Below are 16,395 nucleotides of genomic sequence, written 5' to 3'. Positions count from 1 at the left end.
CACGGAGCCGCCGCGCCGCCCGGCAGCGTCGCGGGCGGCGTACCGCCCCACTGCGCGGCCAGCGACGACGTGGTGAACTCGCCCGACTCGTCCGGAAGATCACCATTGGCGACCGGAATCGACCACTGCCCCGTGACATCGGCCGGGGCGGGGGCGGCGGGCGCGTGCCCCTCCGCCTCGTGGAAGTTCCACTGCCCGGTGGCCCGGGGGTCGTACGCGTGCTCCTGAACATCGCGACCGTCACGACCGTCGTGACCGGACGGCTCGGGTTCGCCGCCCGCGGCGGGCCACTGCACGTTCTGGACACCGGCGCCCGCGCCGGTCACCTCGGGCGGCATGGCCCAGACACCCGTGGCGGCCGGGTCCGTCGCGTCGGCGGTCGTCGGGGTGACCGTTATCTGCGGCGGCACGTAACCGTGACCGGGCGCGGCGAGCGGCGAGTGGTCGAAGGAGTCCAGGGCACCTTCGGGCAGCTGCACGAAGGCCGTGGCGTCCGAGTCGTACTCCCCCTGCGGATGCGGCTGCCAGCCTCCGGCGGCGTTCGCAGCGTTTCCATCGGTCTGGTCGTCCCTCACGAAAGCGCCCTCCCCAGTGCTCGTCGGGCCAGCGCGGCGACGGTGCGCCGCAGGTGCAGTACAGCGGGCGGAAGCGGCTGCGGTGAGCCGTCATCGGCCGGAGGCTGGTCGGGGATGCACGCGGCGGCGACGTACTCACCGAAGGCGGTGAGCGCCTCCGGGACGATCGTCCGCTCGCCGTCCCAGTCGATCAGCGAGGCGACCCACTGCTCGGCCTCCAGGGGCCGCAGCGGCATCGGCGCGACGGCGCCGACCGCGCAGCGCACCCCGCGCCGCGCGGGGTCAAGGACGAGCGCGACGGACGCGGTGGCGCGGCCGGGCCCTGTGCGTCCCGTCGCCTTCAGGAAGACCTGCGGGGCGTGCAGGAGCGGCAGCCGTACGAAGCCGATGAGCTCGCCGGGGCGGAGCATGTCCATGCCCGCGAGCAGGTGCGAGACCGGGACCTCGCGGCGCGCGCCGCCGGGGCCCGCGATGATGAGGATGGCTTCCAGGGCGGCCAGGACGGGCAGGGTGTCGCCGGTCGGTCCCGCCGTGGCGATGTTGCCGCCCAGGGTGCCCGCGTTGCGGATCTGCGGGGGTCCGGCGGCGCGGGCCGCCGCGGCGAGCGCCGGGATCAGGGCGGCGAAGTCGGGCCGCCCTACGCGTGCGTGGGTGAGGCCCGAGCCGAGCAGCGCGTGGCCGTCCTGGTACTGCCAGCCGCGGATCTCGCTGATGCGGCCGAGGCCGACGAGAGCGGCGGGGCGCAGGAGGCCCGCGTTGACGGATGTCATGAGGTCGGTGCCGCCGGCTACGGGCACGGCGGCGGGCATCGCGGCGAGTGCCTCGACGGCCTCGTCCAACGTCCCAGGCAGCTTCGCCGTCTGCGCGGTCTGCGCCGCCTGCGGTGCGTGCGTGGTCAAAACCGGCTGCCCCTTCCCGATGCCCGGCGGCTTTCTCGCCGTTCTCACCGTTACGCCTGTTCCGCCGTACGGTACGTGCTCACAGCCCGGACGTGGCAACTCTGGCACATCTTCCCCGGCCCCCGGCGCGGGGGTCCGCTAGGAGCCATTCGTCCACAGACCAGGGGGTTGTGCCGTTTTCACATACCCTCACCGGTCGGCGGGAATTGCCACTCTTCGGTGACCCTTGTACGGCTTTCGTCCGGCTGCCCACGCTCCCAGCGCGGGCAGCCCGACACACGGACTATGGGGTGCGCCTCACACGTTCGGGGGCGACCCCTCGATCGGGCGTCCGAGCACTCCCGGTCGCTTCTGCCACGGCAACGGGCCGCCGGGCGGGCGGTAGTCGACGCCGAGTGCGTCAAGTCGTGCGTAGTGCGGGGTCATTCGCCGCTCGAAGTCCGCGAAGTCGCGCTCGGCGGCCGGCGGGAGCGGGCTCCAGGCGACCTCGGCGAAGGCGGCGAGGCGCGGGAACACCTGGTAGTCCACGCGTGCGTGGTACTCCATCACCTCGGTCCAGACATTGGCCTGGGTGCCGAGGACGTGCCGCGCCTCGTCCTCGGTCAGCTGCGGTGGCAGCGGCTCGAAGCGGTAGACGTCCTCCAGGGTGCGGACGAAGCCGATGGGCGCGGGTTCGTCGGGGCCGCCGTGCTGCCGGTGGTCCAAGTACACCTGCTGCTCGGGGCACATGACGACGTCGTGCCCGGCCTTGGCCGCCGCGATGCCGCCCCCGTACCCACGCCAGGACGACACGGTGGCGCCCTCGGCGAGACCGCCTTCGAGGATCTCGTCCCAGCCGATGAGCCGCCGCCCGCGCGCGGTGAGCCACTTGTCGAAGTGCCGGATGAACCAGCTCTGCAGCCCGTCCTCGTCGCCGACCCCCAGTTCCTTGATGCGGGCCTGCGCGGCGGGCGACTCCTTCCACTGGTCCTTCGGGCACTCGTCTCCCCCGACGTGGATGAAGGTGGAGGGAAAGAGCTCAAGGACTTCCTCGAACACCCCTTCGTAGAAGCGAAGGGTGTTCTCGGTCGGGGCGAGGACGTTGGGGTTGACGCCCCAGGTGTCCCAGACGCCGAGCGAGGAGGTGTCGACGACGTCGGTGTTGCCGAGCTCCGGGTAGGCGGAGATGGCGGCCTGCGAGTGCCCGGGGATGTCGATCTCGGGTACGACGGCGATGTGCCGCTCATGGGCGTACGCGACGATCTCGCGGATGTCGTCCTGCGTGTAGTAGCCGCCGTGCGGGGTGTCGTTCCACAGCTCGGACGCGCGGTGCCCCCACTTCGAGCGCGGCCGCCACGACCCGGCCTCCGTCAGCTTCGGGTGGCGCTTGATCTCGATGCGCCAGCCCTGGTCGTCGGTGAGGTGGAAGTGGAAGACGTTCAGCTTGTGGGCGGCGAGGAGGTCGAGATAGCGCAGGACGCCGTCCTTGGGCATGAAGTGCCGTGCCACGTCGAGCATCATGCCGCGCCACCGGAAGCGGGGGCTGTCCTCGATCAGGCACCCCGGCACGGTGTGCGGAACCCCTGCCCGCAGGGGAGCGCGGCGGAAGGCCTCCGCCCCGATGAGCTGGCGCAGGGTCTGCGCACCCCAGAAGACGCCGGGGGCGGCGCCACCGACGATCTCGATGCCGCGCTCCCCCACGGTCAGCCGGTACGCCTCGGCCGCGAGGGAGTCATCGATCTCCAGCGAGACGGCGCCGCTGCCCGCGTCACCCGGCGCCAGGGGCAGGCCGAGCGCGGCGCCGATGGTGGAGCGCAGCCAGCGTTCGGTGGACTCGGTGCCGGGTGCCGCGCGGAGCACCGTCGACGGGTCGAGGAGAAAGCCTTCGGTGTGCGGTCCCTCGGCGCGTGCGGGCGCGGGGACGAGTTGCTCAAAGGTCATGCGGCGAGGCTGCCACGCGATTGCACGACGCAAAAGGGGCGTTGCGGCACACGCAACGCCCCTTCTACGAAGGTCATGGACCGCGCGGACCGCGCCGGGAGGCTACTTCTTGCCGCCGCCCTTGCCGTCCTTGCCGCCCTTGTCCTTGTCGCCACCGTCGTTCATGGACTCGTAGATCTCCTTGCACATGGGGCAGACGGGGTACTTCTTCGGGTCACGACCCGGCACCCACACCTTGCCGCAGAGCGCGACGACGGGCGTACCGTCGAGCGCGCTCGCCATGATCTTGTCCTTCTGGACATAGTGCGCGTAGCGCTCGTGGTCGCCGTCACCGTGCGACACCTGCGGCGTCGGCTCTACGAGGGTCCCCGTACCTGCCCCGCGCTCGGGCTCGGGCTCAAGAGTGCTCATGGCATCCAAGGGTACCTACGCCTGCCGGTTACGGGCATCGGCCGGGCGGGGGCGGGCGGCGTCCTGCCTACTCGCCCGTCACTCGCCCGTCACCTTGCCCTCGTCCTCAGCCAGGCCTCACACCCACCTCAACGAGTACGCGATCGCATCACACAGGTCGCCCATGGGCCCCTCCGTCCCGCTCAGCGGCACGGAGAACGCGAGTACCAAATAGCCCACGCCACCGGGCATGCGCACGTGAAAGTCCAGCGTCGCGTCCGTGGCGGCGCGGACCGTGTCCCCCGCCGGGAGTTCGCCGGTCGTGATCCGCGACCCCGAGCCCCTGCGCCGAGCCAGCGTCCCGGCCAGATCGGCGACGTCCGGAGCGAGCCCCGGAGGCGTGGGCAGCAGAGAGACCAGCAGCGACGCGGGGCAGGCCGAGTCCTGCGGCGACTCGGTCTTGAGGAAGAACTCCAGGGCACCCTGCGCGACCCCGGCCTCGGCGGTGTTGCGCAGGGTCGTCCAGATGCCGCGCCGGGTCTCCCCGGAGGCACCGCTGTCCGCCGCCTCCCGGTCCACGAACGTCTTCAGCCGGCCGCGCCACCGCTCCTGCGTCAGGTCGACGCGGAACCAGTCGCGGGGGACGAGGAGCCGGTAGTCCGACGGCGGCGCCACGGTGTCGCTCACGCGTCCGCGTCCCGGTCCGGGATGATCAGCGGCTCACCGTCCGCCTCGAACAGGCGAATGCTGCTCACGATGTTCCCGAACATCGTCGCGAACGGATCCCACCCCGCAGGTGTCGGCGTGCTCATCTCCATCACCAGCGTGGTGTCGTTCGGCAGCGGGACGTAGACACGGATGAATGACGTCGGGACGGTCAGTCCTCGCGGGTCCTCGGTCAGCTCGCCGGTCACCTCGTCGTCGCGCGTGCCGACGCACGACACCGCGGGTCCGCACGGGAGTTGGATCTCGGTGACCTCACCCGCGTCCGCCCGGCGCAGACTGGACGCGATGGCCGCGATCGGGTCCCTGTCTTCACCTTCGGGGCTGTCGGTCAGCGCCGCGTAGACGGTGGCGCTGCATGGGTCCTCGCCGACCGCGCTCACGCAGACGCTCGCGTACTCGGCGCCGGAGGCCAGCAGGTCGTCCATGCCGAGCGCGACGACGACCGCGAGCTTGAGCCAGTCCTCGACCTCAGCGCCGGGCAGCGCCTTCTGCGCGAGCGCCTCGATCAGCCGGACCGCCTCGTCCTCGTCCTCCTCGTGGAGGGGGATGTCGTGGAAGATCTCCGGCATCACCCAGCGGACGTGGATGTCGTCGGCCTGGACGGAGCTGACGTCAGGGGATGCCGCCTGCGTCGGGATGAACTCCAGCCGGGACGGCAAGGTGGGGGCGGTCACTTGGGGGCGTTACCTTCCGGAAGGGACGGAGTGGGCAGCTCCGGCGCGCCGGGGAAGAACTTCCGCGACGAGGCGTACATGCCGTAGTGGGGATAGAGAAGCGGCACATCTGCTCCGCCGTTGCGGGCGATGACGACGATCTTGCGGTAGAGACGCACTCGGCAACGCATGTTGCGATTGGACACATCGAGCAGACTGCGCCGCCTCAACAGGTACATCGCGAGCAGCAATCCGCAGACGATCAAGACGTCCGCGACGATGAATCCGATCTGGAACGGCCGCGGCTTCGACGAGGCGACCAAGTCCCAGAACGGCCATGCGCCCGCGACGAAGACGCACAGGGGCAGCGCGAAGAGACAGCCGAGCACTCCCGCCTTCGACGTGTCCTGGCTTCGATGGAACAACAGCCGGAGCACCGCCGTGTCATCGAGGAAATCGAAGTCCACCTCCCTGCCGTGTCTCTCCGCCGCCTCGCGGGCGGCCGGGACAGTGGCGATGACGCTGGCAGGAATCAGGTCGTGAACCGCCCCGCCGTCGTCGACGAACTGCCGGTTCTCCATGGCGTGGAAATCGCTTGTCAGCACATGCTCTCCTTACCGTGCGGGCGCCAGCGCACCGTGGAACGGCGCGGAGGCCGGGCTCGGCCGGGGTGAGGGTGAAGGCGTACTCGGCGTCGACGGCGCACTTGGTGGTGTACTCGGCTGCGGGCGAGCCCCGGGGCCCGTATCGGGCGTGATGTGGTTCGGCTTGTCGTCCTCGCCCGGCAGGATCCGCTGCAGCTTGATGACGGAGTCCACACCCAGCTTGGTCAGGGCGGCCCCCTTGATGAAGCGGGTCACGTTCTCCGGCGCCCAGCCTCCGGCCGGGATCTTCGAACCCCATTTACCCAGCAGCTTGGAGGCGACGCCCGCCCCCCGGTTGATGTTCTTCACTGCGATGCCGTTGGTGAACATCCCCCAGACGGTGCGCTGCGCGGTGGCAAGGCGCGCGCCCTTGGCGGCCGCGGTGAACCCCTTCAGGGCGCCGAGTCCGGGAATGATGCCCAGCACGTCGATGGTGATCGCCATCAGATCGAGTTTTCCGCCCCGCGCGAAGACGTCGTACAGCCGCCCGGACAGGGCAGTGGCACTCATCGCGGCGGCGGCGACGACAAGGACCGCGGCAAGACCACCCGTGAGAACGACCGCGGCGACCAAAGCCGCCACCGCCAGAACCGTCGCCGCAGCCGTGAACCAATCCGCGTGGTCCGCGATCCAGTTCATGAACCCACCGGGATCCCGGACTCCGTCGTGATGAATCACGGTCTTGATCTTCTTGGCCGCCGCACTCGCCGCATCGTCGCGGATCTCCACCGCGTTCATGATCTTCTGCCGGTGCTGGGCCATCACCGAGGTGGCGTCGTCCTGCTTCTTCTGCTGCTTCGTGCGCTCGGTGCCGTCCTCCTTGGACGACGGCACCGTCCCCTTGGTCTTCTCCAGCTCCTTCATGGCGGCCTTCTGTTCGACCTCCGCCTCGCGGAACTCCTCCAGCGCCTTGTCCGCCATGCGCTGCGCCCGGTGCAACTCGCTGGCGTACTCCTTGGACTCGCCCTCCCTGACCTTCGTGCCCAGGGCGTCGGCGGCCTCGTCGTAGCGGTCGAACGCCTTCTTCAGGCGCCCCGCGGTGTCGCCCGCGACCTCGTGGAAGGCGCGCCCGGCGTCACTGTCCCAGTTCTCGACCGACGCCAGCGCCTTGATGTTCCGCGCCTGCTTGTCGATCTCCTCGGCCATGCCGCGCAGCTTCTTGCCCAGGCGCGCGACCTCGTACGGGTCGCCGGGTACGGGGTCGGAGTCGTAGAGAGGAGTCCAGTCGCTCGGCCGCCCGCTCACTTCTTGCCCTTCTTGTCGCTCTTCTTGGCGTCCCGGAGCGCTTGGGCGAGCTCGTGGTCGATGTCCTCGTACGCCTTGGCCGCGTCGGCCGTGATCTTGGCGAGGTTCTCGATGTCCTTGTTGAGCTTCTTGCGCGTCTTCTTCCACGTGGTGGAGAAGTCGTCGAAGATCTCGCGCAGCTTGTCGCTGCCCAAGTCCTTCTCGTAGCCGTCGGAGGGGTCGCCGTTCTCCTTGAACTCACGGTGGATGCGGTAGAGCGACTCCGAGCAGTCCTTGATGAGGTCGAGGTCGTACCTGGTCCTGTCCGCCACGGGCTCAGAACCCCCGCGGGCACGAAGCCGGCACGAGGGTGGGCGACTTGGGCGGATTGCGGCGCTTCACGGTCAACTCCCGTACGCAAGACGTCAATTACGCCTCTGGACGCTATCCGGGTGACTCCGGATCGCGCCACCGCGAACGGTCTTGAAACGCCGATCCGTCAGTTGAGCGAAGGATCATCCGGATACGTCGCCACCATCGCCAGCTCACTCCGCTGCCTCCGCAGCACCGCGCGCCACAGCCGTTCGGGGTCCGGTGACGAGACGTCGCCGGGCTCGGACTCGACCACGTACCAGGCGCCCTCGACGAGCTCGTCCTCCAGCTGGCCCGGGCCCCAGCCCGCGTACCCGGCGAAGATCCGCAGCGAGCCGAGCGCGGGGGCCAGGAGTTCGGGGGGTGTGTCCAGGTCGACCAGGCCGATCGCGCCGTGCACGCGGCGCCAGCCGATCGGTTCTCCTCCGGACGGGCGCGGCCGGGATCCGGGGGACGCGCCCTCCTCCCCGGGGATCACCGCCACGCCGAGCGCCGAGTCGAGCGAGACGGGGCCGCCCTGGAAGACGACCCCCGGAGCGCCGGCCAGGTCACCCCAGCCCTCCAGGATGTCCGCGACGTCCACCGGCGTGGGCCGGTTGAGGACCACGCCGAGTGAGCCCTCCTCGTCGTGGTCGAGGAGCAGCACCACCGCGCGGTCGAAGTTCGGGTCCGCCAGGGCAGGCGTGGCCACGAGCAGCCGCCCTGTGAGCGAGGACACCTCGGTCATGAACGACATGATCCCGCATCTTTGCCCCGCGGGGGGAGGCAATGCCCGTACAGGAGTGAATGCAGCTCAGGGGCGCACTGGCGCGTCCGGAGCGCACACTTTCGGCGGTGACCCGGAGTGTCCGGTTCCGAACGGTTCGTGTTGTCACGAACTCCTGACGTGATTCGCGTGCCCTTGGCCTTACGGAAGGGGGGTACACGCCCATTACGCTTGCCCTTTGGTCCACCCGTCCATCCAATCGGAACGCGAGATTCATGACCGTCACCGACGATGTACTGCTTGTCCACGGCGGAACCCCGCTGGAGGGCGAGATCCGTGTCCGCGGCGCGAAGAACCTCGTGCCCAAGGCCATGGTCGCCGCGCTGCTCGGCAGCGCTCCGAGTCGGCTGCGCAATGTCCCCGACATCCGCGACGTCCGCGTCGTACGCGGGCTCCTGCAGCTGCATGGCGTCACGGTCCGCCCCGGTGAGGAGCCGGGCGAGCTGGTCATGGATCCCTCGCACGTGGAGAGCGCCAACGTCGCGGACATCGACGCGCACGCGGGCTCCTCGCGGATCCCGATCCTGTTCTGCGGACCGCTCCTGCACCGCCTGGGCCACGCCTTCATCCCCGGCCTCGGCGGCTGCGACATCGGCGGCCGGCCGATCGACTTCCACTTCGAGGTGCTCCGCCAGTTCGGCGCCACCATCGAGAAGCGCGAGGGCGGCCAGTATCTGGAGGCCCCGCAGCGGTTGCGCGGCACGAAGATCCAGCTGCCGTACCCCTCCGTCGGCGCCACCGAGCAGGTCCTGCTGACCGCCGTCCTCGCGGAAGGCGTCACGGAGCTCTCGAACGCCGCCGTCGAACCCGAGATCGAAGACCTCATCTGCGTACTGCAGAAGATGGGCGCGATCATCGCGATGGACACCGACCGGACCATAAGGGTCACCGGTGTCGACAGCCTGGGCGGCTACAACCACCACGCCCTCTCGGACCGCCTGGAGGCCGCCTCCTGGGCTTCCGCGGCCCTGGCGACCGAAGGCAACATCTACGTCCGCGGCGCCCAGCAGCGCTCGATGATGACGTTCCTGAACACCTACCGGAAGGTGGGCGGTGCCTTCGAGATCGACGACGAGGGCATCCGCTTCTGGCACCCGGGCGGCTCGCTCAACGCGATCGCCCTGGAGACGGACGTGCACCCCGGTTTCCAGACCGACTGGCAGCAGCCGCTTGTCGTGGCACTCACGCAGGCCGCGGGGCTCTCCATCGTCCACGAGACCGTTTACGAGTCCCGTCTGGGCTTCACCTCCGCGCTCAACCAGATGGGCGCGCACATCCAGCTGTACCGCGAGTGCCTCGGCGGCTCCGACTGCCGCTTCGGTCAGCGGAACTTCCTCCACTCGGCGGTCGTCAGCGGCCCCACGAAGCTCCAGGGCGCCGATCTGGTCATTCCCGACCTGCGCGGCGGCTTCTCGTACCTGATCGCGGCCCTGGCGGCGCAGGGGACGTCCCGCGTCCACGGCATCGACCTGATCAACCGCGGCTACGAGAACTTCATGGACAAGCTCGTGGAGCTCGGCGCGAAGGTCGAACTGCCGGGCAGGGCGACCTTGTAGTTTTTAGCCCGGCCGGCGATTGAGGCCATCTTGTACGGCATACAGAAGGGGCGGTCACCCAGTGGGTGACCGCCCCTTCTATGTACTGCCTGAGGCTACTTGCCCTTGGCGGCTTCCTTGAGCTTGGAGCCCGCCGAAACCTTGACGCTGTAGCCGGCCGGGATGTTGATCGGCTCGCCGGTCTGCGGGTTCCGGGCGGTGCGAGCGGCACGGTGGGTGCGCTCGAAGGTCAGGAAGCCGGGGATGGTGACCTTCTCGTCGCCCTTGGCAACGATCTCGCCGACGGTCTCGGCGAACGCGGCCAGCACGGCGTCGGCGTCCTTGCGGGTCACCTCGGCACGGTCGGCCAGCGCGGCCACCAGCTCACTGCGGTTCATGTTTGTACTCCCGTGTTCTTCTTGCCGTTGAGGCGTGCCACGCGGCGGAGCCGCATGATGGGCACAGCGAAGCCGATGCTGCCAGGGTCCTCGGTCAGGCCCCGGACCCGGGTCCGTCATTCCGGACCCTCGCGCCCAGAAAGGCATCCTGCCCCCACCTGCGGCGGGAAAGCCAATCCGGGGCCCCTGAGGGTCACACGAAAAGCTTCACCGCCCCTGGAAGGTGGCAGTCGGGGGCGCGCTTCCACGCCACCCTAGAGGGCCTTTGAGGGCCCTGCGTTCCGCGACGCGCCGTACTACTGGGCCGTGGCGCCTGTCACAGCCACCCCAGCCGCCTTCGCCGCGGTGCGCACCGCATCGGCGACCGCGCCCGCGACCTTGTCGTTGAAGACGCTGGGGATGATGTAGTTCGGGTTGAGCTCGTCCTCGGCGACGACGTCCGCGAGGGCGCCCGCCGCCGCCAGCATCATCTCCGTGTTGACGGTGCGCGACTGGGCGTCGAGCAGACCGCGGAAGACGCCGGGGAAGACCAGGACGTTGTTGATCTGGTTCGGGAAGTCCGAGCGGCCCGTGGCCACAACTGCCGCCGTCTGGCGGGCGATAGCGGGGTCGACCTCGGGGTCCGGGTTCGCGAGCGCGAACACGATGGCGTCGTCGGACATGGCCGCGACGTCGTCGCCGTTCAGGACGTTCGGAGCCGATACGCCGATGAAGACGTCGGCGCCGACGACCGCTTCCTTGAGGGTGCCGCGGGCGCCCTCGGGGTTGGTGTTGTCGGCGATCCAGCGCAGCGGCGAGTCCGGCGCGGCGTCCACCAGGTCCTCGCGGTCCGCGTGCACGACGCCGTGGATGTCGGCGACGACGGCGTGCTTGACGCCTGCCGCGATGAGCAGCTTGAGGATGGCCGTACCGGCCGCGCCCGCGCCGGACATGACGACCCGTACGTCACCGATGCCCTTGCCCACCACGCGAAGTGCGTTGGTCAGCGCGGCGAGCACCACGATCGCGGTGCCGTGCTGGTCGTCGTGGAAGACGGGGATGTCGAGGGCCTCACGGAGCCGGGCCTCGATCTCGAAGCAGCGCGGCGCCGAGATGTCCTCGAGGTTGATGCCCGCGAAGCCGGGGGCGATGGCTTTGACGATCGCGACGATCTCGTCGGTGTCCTGCGTGTCCAGGCAGAGCGGCCAGGCGTCGATGCCGGCGAAGCGCTTGAAGAGGGCGGCCTTGCCCTCCATGACGGGCAGTGCGGCCTTCGGGCCGATGTTGCCGAGACCGAGAACGGCCGAGCCGTCCGTTACGACCGCAACGGAGTTGCGCTTGATGGTGAGGCGGCGCGCGTCCTCGGGGTTCTCGGCGATCGCCATGCACACGCGGGCCACGCCCGGGGTGTAGATCATGGAGAGGTCGTCACGGTTCCTGATGGGGTGCTTCGACTGCATCTCGATCTTGCCGCCGAGGTGCATCAGGAACGTACGGTCGGAGACCTTGCCGACGGTGACGCCCTCGATGGTGCGCAGCTGCGCGACGATCTCGTCGCCGTGCGTCGTGGAGGTCGCCGCGATCGTGACGTCGATCCGGAGCGCCTCATGGCCGGAAGCCGTGACGTCGAGGCCGGTCACCGAGCCTCCGTGGGACTCGACGGCCGTGGTGATCTGGGAGACCGCGGTGCCGCTCGCGGGCACCTCCAACCGGACCGTGTTCGAGTAGGAGACGCTGGGCGCCGTTGCCATGGCCGACTTCCTCTGCTTTCACCGTGTTGCTCTTGCCGTCCGATCGTCGCACCTACCACTGAGTACGTGGTAGCCGCCTCGGATTGCGAACTTTTCGTTCACCAGCTTTTCGGAAACTAGTTTCCACCATACGAGAAGTTGGGGGAAGCCGGTAGAGGGAAACGGCAACCGGTGGTTGAAACGGAAAGTTGAAACGGAAAGAGGCCCTCGTCACGTGGTGACGAGGGCCTCTCCCTGTGCTTAGTGACACCGACCCGCCATGCTCGCCTCGCGGCAAGTGGTCGCTCGTAGCGACGAAGGTTGGGCCCGGGGGCTTGGATCGGGCCGGTGCCACAACCACGGTAACAAACGATCCCCGCAAGGCAATTCCCGTCCCGCAAAGTCATTCGCGGAGCAGGTCGGGCACCTCAGTCGCGGAGCAGGTCAGGCACCCCTTCGCCGTCCGGCTCGTCACGCTCGCCGGACAGGACCGTCAGCTGCTGCGTGGCCCGGGTCAGCGCCACGTACAGGACCCGCAGGCCCGCGGGGGACTCGTCCGCGATCTCCGCGGGCGAGACGACGACCGTCGCGTCGTACTCCAGACCCTTGGCCTCAAGGCTGCCCAGCGCGACCACCCGATCGCCGAGCCCGTCGAGCCATTTGGCCGCCTGCTCACGGCGGTTCATCGCCACGACGACGCCGACGGTGCCGTCCACCTGGTCGAGCAGCCGCGCCGCCTCCTCACGTGCGGAGGCACCGATGTCCTTGTCGCGTACGACGGCGAAGCGGGGCTTCACTCCGGTGGACCGTACGGCTGACGGCGACTCGGATCCCGGCATCGCGAGCGCGAGCACCTTGGCGGCGAGGTCGGCGATCTCGGCGGGGTTGCGGTAGTTGACGGTGAGGGTGAAGCGGCGGCGCGGGCGGCTGCCCAGGGCCTCGTCGCGGGCGGCGGCCGCCTCGTCCGGGTCGGACCAGGAGGACTGGGCGGGATCGCCGACGATCGTCCACGTGGCGTGCCGGCCCCTGCGGCCGACCATGCGCCACTGCATGGGCGTCAGGTCCTGCGCCTCGTCGACGATGACGTGCGCGTACTCGGTGCGCTCCGCCGCGAGCCGTTCCGCGCGTTCGCGCTGGGACTCCTCGCGCTGCGGCATCAGTTCGTCGAGCCCGGTGAGCAGGTCCAGGGGGTCGAGATCCTTCTTCTTGCGGGGCCTGTGCGGCGTACCGAGAATCGACTGGAGTTCGTCGATGAGCGCCACGTCGTGCACGGACAGGGCGTCGCGCTTGAGGGAGCGTGCGACCTTGCGGACCTCGCCCGGGTTCAGGACGCGGCGCGCCCAGCGGCCCAGGCGCCGCTCGTCGCCCATCGCGGAGAGCACGGCGCGCGGGGTGAGTTCGGGCCACCAGGCGTCGAGGAACCGGATGAAGTCGTCCTCGGACGTGATGTCCTCGTCAAAGGACGAGCGCAGCTCGGCGGCAAGCTCCGGGTCGCTGTGCCGGCCCGCGGAGCCCGACTGGGACCACAGGGCGTCCAGGAGGAGCTTGCGGGCGCGCGGGCGCAGGAGGTTGACGGGCGCCGTGCCGCTGAGCGCGTTGCGCCGGATGCGGCCCAGGGCGTCGGCCTCAAGCTCCAGACGGCGGCCGAAGGCGACCACACGCAGGCGCGTGGGGGTCTGTGCGGGGGTCTGGGGCTCCCCGTCGTCACCGTCGTCGTCACCGTCGTCCCCGAAGGCGAGCTGACCGTCCTGGGGCGCGGTCTTGGCAGCCGTACCCGCACCCCCTTCGAGCGCGCCCCGCGCGGCCTTCCGCAGGACGTGCAGCATCCGCGACGAGCCCTTGACCCGGGCCACCGCGGGAGAGTCGTAGACCGTGGCCTCCACCGTGCCCGCCGCGTCGTCGGCCAGCGCGCCGACCGCGCGGATCGCGACCTGCCCCTCCTCGCCGAGCGAGGGCAGCACGCCCTCGGTGTAGGCCACGAGCAGCGGGGTCGGGGAGACGATGAGGATGCCACCCGCGTACCGGCGGCGGTCCTGGTAGAGGAGGTAGGCCGCGCGGTGCAGGGCCACGGCGGTCTTGCCGGTGCCGGGGCCGCCCTCGACGTACGTCACCGAGGCGGCGGGCGCGCGGATCACCATGTCCTGCTCGGCCTGGATCGACGCCACGATGTCCCGCATCGTGTGGCTGCGGGCCTGGCCGAGCGCCGCCATCAGGGCGCCGTCGCCGATGACGGGCAGGCTCTCGCCGTCCAGCGTCGCCGTGAGCTCCGGGCGCATCAGGTCGTCCTCGACGCCCAGGACCTTGCGGCCCTTGGAGCGGATGACCCGGCGGCGCACGACGCGGCCCGGGTCGACCGGCGTCGAGCGGTAGAAGGGCGCGGCGGCCGGGGCCCGCCAGTCGATGACCAGCGGGGAGTAGTCCGCGTCCAGGACGCCGATACGGCCGATGTGCAGGGTCTCGGCGATCTGGGCGGTGTTGTTCTCGCTCACCGCGTCCTCGGCGGGCTCGACCGACGTGTAGGCGCCGTCCGGGCCCTTCTTGCCGTCCTTGCCGAGCAGCAGATCGATCCGCCCGAAGAGGAAGTCCTCGAACTCGCTGTTGAGCCGGTTGAGATGTACTCCCGCGCGAAACACCTGCGCGTCCCGCTCGGCGAGCGCGCCAGGCGTGCCGACCTGGGAGCGCTTGGCCGCGTCGGTCATGAGGAACTCGGCCTCGTGGATCTTCTCCTCGAGACGCCGGTAGACCTGGTCGAGATGTTCTTGTTCGACGCTGATCTCGCGGTCGCGTACGTCGGCCACCGAGGCCCCTTTCCGGACGTGCAGCTGCCCTATTGAGCAGCCGTCTACCGTACGCGAAAGGGGACCCCTCTGTGCACTTCTCCTACGCGTCCACCTCCACCAGGCGGTCACCGTCGAAGGTGGTCACCTCGAAGTGGTCGATGTCGTTGCGGTCCATCGCGGCGCCCCCGTGGACGTACAGGGGACTGCGCGCCCACTTGTTCGGACTGCCCTCGATGCCATAGCCCCACTTCGGGACGGACCAGGTGGTCACCGTCTCCTTCTCGCCGTCCTTGCCGACCGCGACCAGGGAGCACTTGAGCGGACCCTTCACGTTCTTCAGCTCAAGGACCGTGTGCGTGCCCCAGGCCTTCTTCTCCGTGCCGACCGTGGCGCTGACCTTGGTCTTCGGGTCCGTGGCCTTGATCTTGTCGTCCATGTGGTTGAAGAAGGCGTCCTCGGCGGGGCTCGTGGGGTGCGGCTCGCCCGCCACGTCCGTCGTACCGCCGTCGTCGTTCACCGCGAGGACCGTGAGCGGCCCGCCGACGATCAGCGCGGCCGCGGCGGCCACCAGATACATGCCGCGCCTGCGCTTCTGCGCCCGCTTCACGGAGACCTCGTCCACGAGCCGGTCCGCGAGGTACGGGCTCGGCCTCGCGGCGAGCTGTTCACCGATCGCCGGTACGCCGCGTGCCCCCGGGAAGTCCGCGAGCGCGGCCAGCATCGGCTCCATGCCCGAGAACTCCTCCAGCTGGTGCGCGCAGAACTCGCAGCCCGCCAGATGTGCCTCGAAGGCCGTCGCCTCCGCGTCGTCCAGGATGCCGAGGGCGTAGGCGCCGACGGTCTCGTGCACGTCGCCCGCTTCCGCATGGCCTCGCGCGTCATGTCCGTAGGACTCGTTCATGCCGTCACCCCCCGCTCCTCGAGCGCCAGCTTCATCGAGCGAAGCGCGTAGAAGACCCGCGAACGCACCGTCCCGCTGGGTATACCCAGTGTCTCGGCCGCCTCATTGACCGTACGCCCTTTGAAGTAGGTCTCGACAAGTACCTCCCGATGTGCGGGAGTCAGGTCGTCGAGCGCGTCCGAGAGAGTCATCAGCCACAGCGCCTTATCGATCTCGTCCTCCGCGGGGATGACCTCCAGCGGCGACGGATCGACCTCCTGCGGCCGGGCTTGCCGGCTGCGGTGGCCGTCAATGACGATGCGCCGGGCGACCGTCACCAGCCAGGGGCGTACCGAACCGGTCGCACGATTGAGCTGACCGGCGTTCTTCCAGGCACGGATGAGCGTTTCCTGCACGACATCTTCGGCGCGCTGCCGGTCTCCCGCCACCAGGCGGAGCACATAGGCCAGAAGTGGACCCGCGTGCTCGCGGTAGAGGGCGCGCATCAACTCCTCGTCGGGGCCGTTGCGTTGCGGGACCAGACGATGTCGGTGCGGGCGTTCCTGCGGGCGCTCATCGGCCACGGCGGAATCCTTGCGCACGTCTGCCTCCGGTGTCCGCTCTTCGTCGGGCTTCGCCCTGTCGGCTGCCTTCGCCCTGTCGGCTGTTCACCCTGGACTTACGCAAGCGACCGGAGTTGCGTTCAACGGAGATCGCACAAGTTTTCCGCGGCTTCCCTTCGACGCCGCCTCAGGCCCGCGCGAGCCCGGGCCTCAGGCCCGCGCAAGGGCCGCGCGCCGCCGGTGCCTCGCCACCCGCTCACGGTTGCCGCACACCTCGCTCGAACACCAGCGGCGGCGGCGCCCGCGTGACGTGTCCAGGTACACGATGGGGCAGTTGTCGCCCTCGCACTGGCGCAGCAGG

General features: G+C 69.8%; 16 protein-coding genes and 1 pseudogene. 1 reads left to right on the top strand and 16 read right to left on the bottom strand.

What is annotated here, in order from left to right; translation table 11 throughout:
• The 10 genes and pseudogenes from ABD378_RS17565 to ABD378_RS17520 form a co-directional block, all read right to left on the bottom strand.
• Positions 1-575: pseudogene (locus tag ABD378_RS17565) on the bottom strand ((2Fe-2S)-binding protein); the annotation flags it as partial.
• Positions 572-1,474 carry an FAD binding domain-containing protein gene (locus tag ABD378_RS17560; protein ID WP_344521866.1) on the bottom strand — a complete coding sequence of 301 codons (903 nt, stop codon included), beginning with the start codon at positions 1,472-1,474 and terminating at the stop codon, positions 572-574. The gene ABD378_RS17560 and the pseudogene ABD378_RS17565, both read right to left, overlap by 4 nt.
• A 297-nt stretch (positions 1,475-1,771) precedes the next feature.
• Entirely contained in the window at positions 1,772-3,394 is a 1,623-nt protein-coding gene (locus ABD378_RS17555) for a beta-N-acetylhexosaminidase (protein ID WP_344521865.1), read from the bottom strand.
• 102 nt (positions 3,395-3,496) lie between these two features.
• On the bottom strand, positions 3,497-3,805 hold the full coding sequence (locus ABD378_RS17550; RefSeq protein ID WP_344521864.1) for a DUF3039 domain-containing protein: 309 nt from the start codon (positions 3,803-3,805) through the stop codon (positions 3,497-3,499).
• 117 nt (positions 3,806-3,922) lie between these two features.
• Positions 3,923-4,471, bottom strand: coding sequence for a hypothetical protein (locus ABD378_RS17545; RefSeq protein WP_344521863.1), 549 nt, complete (start codon positions 4,469-4,471; stop codon positions 3,923-3,925).
• Positions 4,468-5,184: a hypothetical protein gene (locus tag ABD378_RS17540; RefSeq protein ID WP_344521862.1), complete on the bottom strand. Its 717-nt coding sequence runs from the start codon at positions 5,182-5,184 to the stop codon at positions 4,468-4,470. Before ABD378_RS17540 ends, ABD378_RS17545 begins: the two co-directional genes overlap by 4 nt.
• On the bottom strand, positions 5,181-5,744 hold the full coding sequence (locus ABD378_RS17535) for a hypothetical protein (protein WP_344521861.1): 564 nt from the start codon (positions 5,742-5,744) through the stop codon (positions 5,181-5,183). The genes ABD378_RS17540 and ABD378_RS17535 overlap by 4 nt, the downstream gene beginning before the upstream one ends.
• A gap of 33 nt (positions 5,745-5,777) precedes the next feature.
• Complete coding sequence (locus tag ABD378_RS17530) at positions 5,778-7,052, bottom strand: putative T7SS-secreted protein (RefSeq protein ID WP_344521860.1); 1,275 nt, start codon at positions 7,050-7,052, stop codon at positions 5,778-5,780.
• Positions 7,049-7,363, bottom strand: a complete 315-nt coding sequence (locus ABD378_RS17525) for a hypothetical protein (RefSeq protein ID WP_344521859.1) — start codon at positions 7,361-7,363, stop codon at positions 7,049-7,051. Before ABD378_RS17525 ends, ABD378_RS17530 begins: the two co-directional genes overlap by 4 nt.
• Positions 7,364-7,530: 167 nt before the next feature.
• Entirely contained in the window at positions 7,531-8,139 is a 609-nt protein-coding gene (locus ABD378_RS17520; protein WP_344521858.1) for a YqgE/AlgH family protein, read from the bottom strand.
• Between the two features lie 245 nt (positions 8,140-8,384).
• Between ABD378_RS17520 and murA the strand changes: the two genes are divergently transcribed.
• Complete coding sequence (gene murA / locus ABD378_RS17515) at positions 8,385-9,725, top strand: UDP-N-acetylglucosamine 1-carboxyvinyltransferase (RefSeq protein ID WP_344521857.1); 1,341 nt, start codon at positions 8,385-8,387, stop codon at positions 9,723-9,725.
• Positions 9,726-9,820: 95 nt separating this feature from the next.
• Here murA and ABD378_RS17510 read toward each other — a convergent pair whose 3' ends face one another.
• From ABD378_RS17510 to ABD378_RS17485, 6 genes are all read right to left on the bottom strand, one after another.
• Positions 9,821-10,102, bottom strand: a complete 282-nt coding sequence (locus ABD378_RS17510; RefSeq protein WP_016645140.1) for an HU family DNA-binding protein — start codon at positions 10,100-10,102, stop codon at positions 9,821-9,823.
• 296 nt (positions 10,103-10,398) lie between these two features.
• Positions 10,399-11,832 (bottom strand): NAD-dependent malic enzyme, encoded by a 1,434-nt coding sequence (locus ABD378_RS17505; RefSeq protein ID WP_344521856.1) that lies wholly within the window; start codon positions 11,830-11,832, stop codon positions 10,399-10,401.
• A gap of 407 nt (positions 11,833-12,239) precedes the next feature.
• Positions 12,240-14,609 carry a HelD family protein gene (locus ABD378_RS17500; RefSeq protein ID WP_344521855.1) on the bottom strand — a complete coding sequence of 790 codons (2,370 nt, stop codon included), beginning with the start codon at positions 14,607-14,609 and terminating at the stop codon, positions 12,240-12,242.
• A gap of 82 nt (positions 14,610-14,691) precedes the next feature.
• Positions 14,692-15,492: an anti-sigma factor family protein gene (locus ABD378_RS17495; protein ID WP_344521854.1), complete on the bottom strand. Its 801-nt coding sequence runs from the start codon at positions 15,490-15,492 to the stop codon at positions 14,692-14,694.
• Positions 15,489-16,073, bottom strand: a complete 585-nt coding sequence (locus tag ABD378_RS17490; protein WP_344521853.1) for a sigma-70 family RNA polymerase sigma factor — start codon at positions 16,071-16,073, stop codon at positions 15,489-15,491. The genes ABD378_RS17495 and ABD378_RS17490 overlap by 4 nt, the downstream gene beginning before the upstream one ends.
• Before the next feature lie 171 nt (positions 16,074-16,244).
• Positions 16,245-16,395, bottom strand: a 151-nt coding sequence (locus ABD378_RS17485) for a CGNR zinc finger domain-containing protein (protein ID WP_344521867.1), incomplete at its 5' end; no start/stop codon positions are given.

This window comes from Streptomyces rectiviolaceus (genome assembly GCF_039533825.1).
Lineage (GTDB): Bacteria > Actinomycetota > Actinomycetes > Streptomycetales > Streptomycetaceae > Streptomyces > Streptomyces rectiviolaceus.
The sequence above is the reverse complement of the archived record's forward strand: the minus strand, read 5'-3'. Positions and strand labels throughout refer to the sequence as shown.

What these genes read in the sequence shown, in the direction of transcription:
- ABD378_RS17555 (WP_344521865.1), bottom strand. Translation starts at nt 3,394, where the DNA reads ATGACCTTTGAGCAACTCGTCCCCGCGCCCGCACGCGCCGAGGGACCG.
- ABD378_RS17550 (WP_344521864.1), bottom strand. Translation starts at nt 3,805, where the DNA reads ATGAGCACTCTTGAGCCCGAGCCCGAGCGCGGGGCAGGTACGGGGACC.
- ABD378_RS17535 (WP_344521861.1), bottom strand. Translation starts at nt 5,744, where the DNA reads ATGGAGAACCGGCAGTTCGTCGACGACGGCGGGGCGGTTCACGACCTG.
- ABD378_RS17520 (WP_344521858.1), bottom strand. Translation starts at nt 8,139, where the DNA reads ATGTCGTTCATGACCGAGGTGTCCTCGCTCACAGGGCGGCTGCTCGTG.
- murA (WP_344521857.1), top strand. Translation starts at nt 8,385, where the DNA reads ATGACCGTCACCGACGATGTACTGCTTGTCCACGGCGGAACCCCGCTG.
- ABD378_RS17510 (WP_016645140.1), bottom strand. Translation starts at nt 10,102, where the DNA reads ATGAACCGCAGTGAGCTGGTGGCCGCGCTGGCCGACCGTGCCGAGGTG.
- ABD378_RS17505 (WP_344521856.1), bottom strand. Translation starts at nt 11,832, where the DNA reads ATGGCAACGGCGCCCAGCGTCTCCTACTCGAACACGGTCCGGTTGGAG.
- ABD378_RS17495 (WP_344521854.1), bottom strand. Translation starts at nt 15,492, where the DNA reads ATGAACGAGTCCTACGGACATGACGCGCGAGGCCATGCGGAAGCGGGC.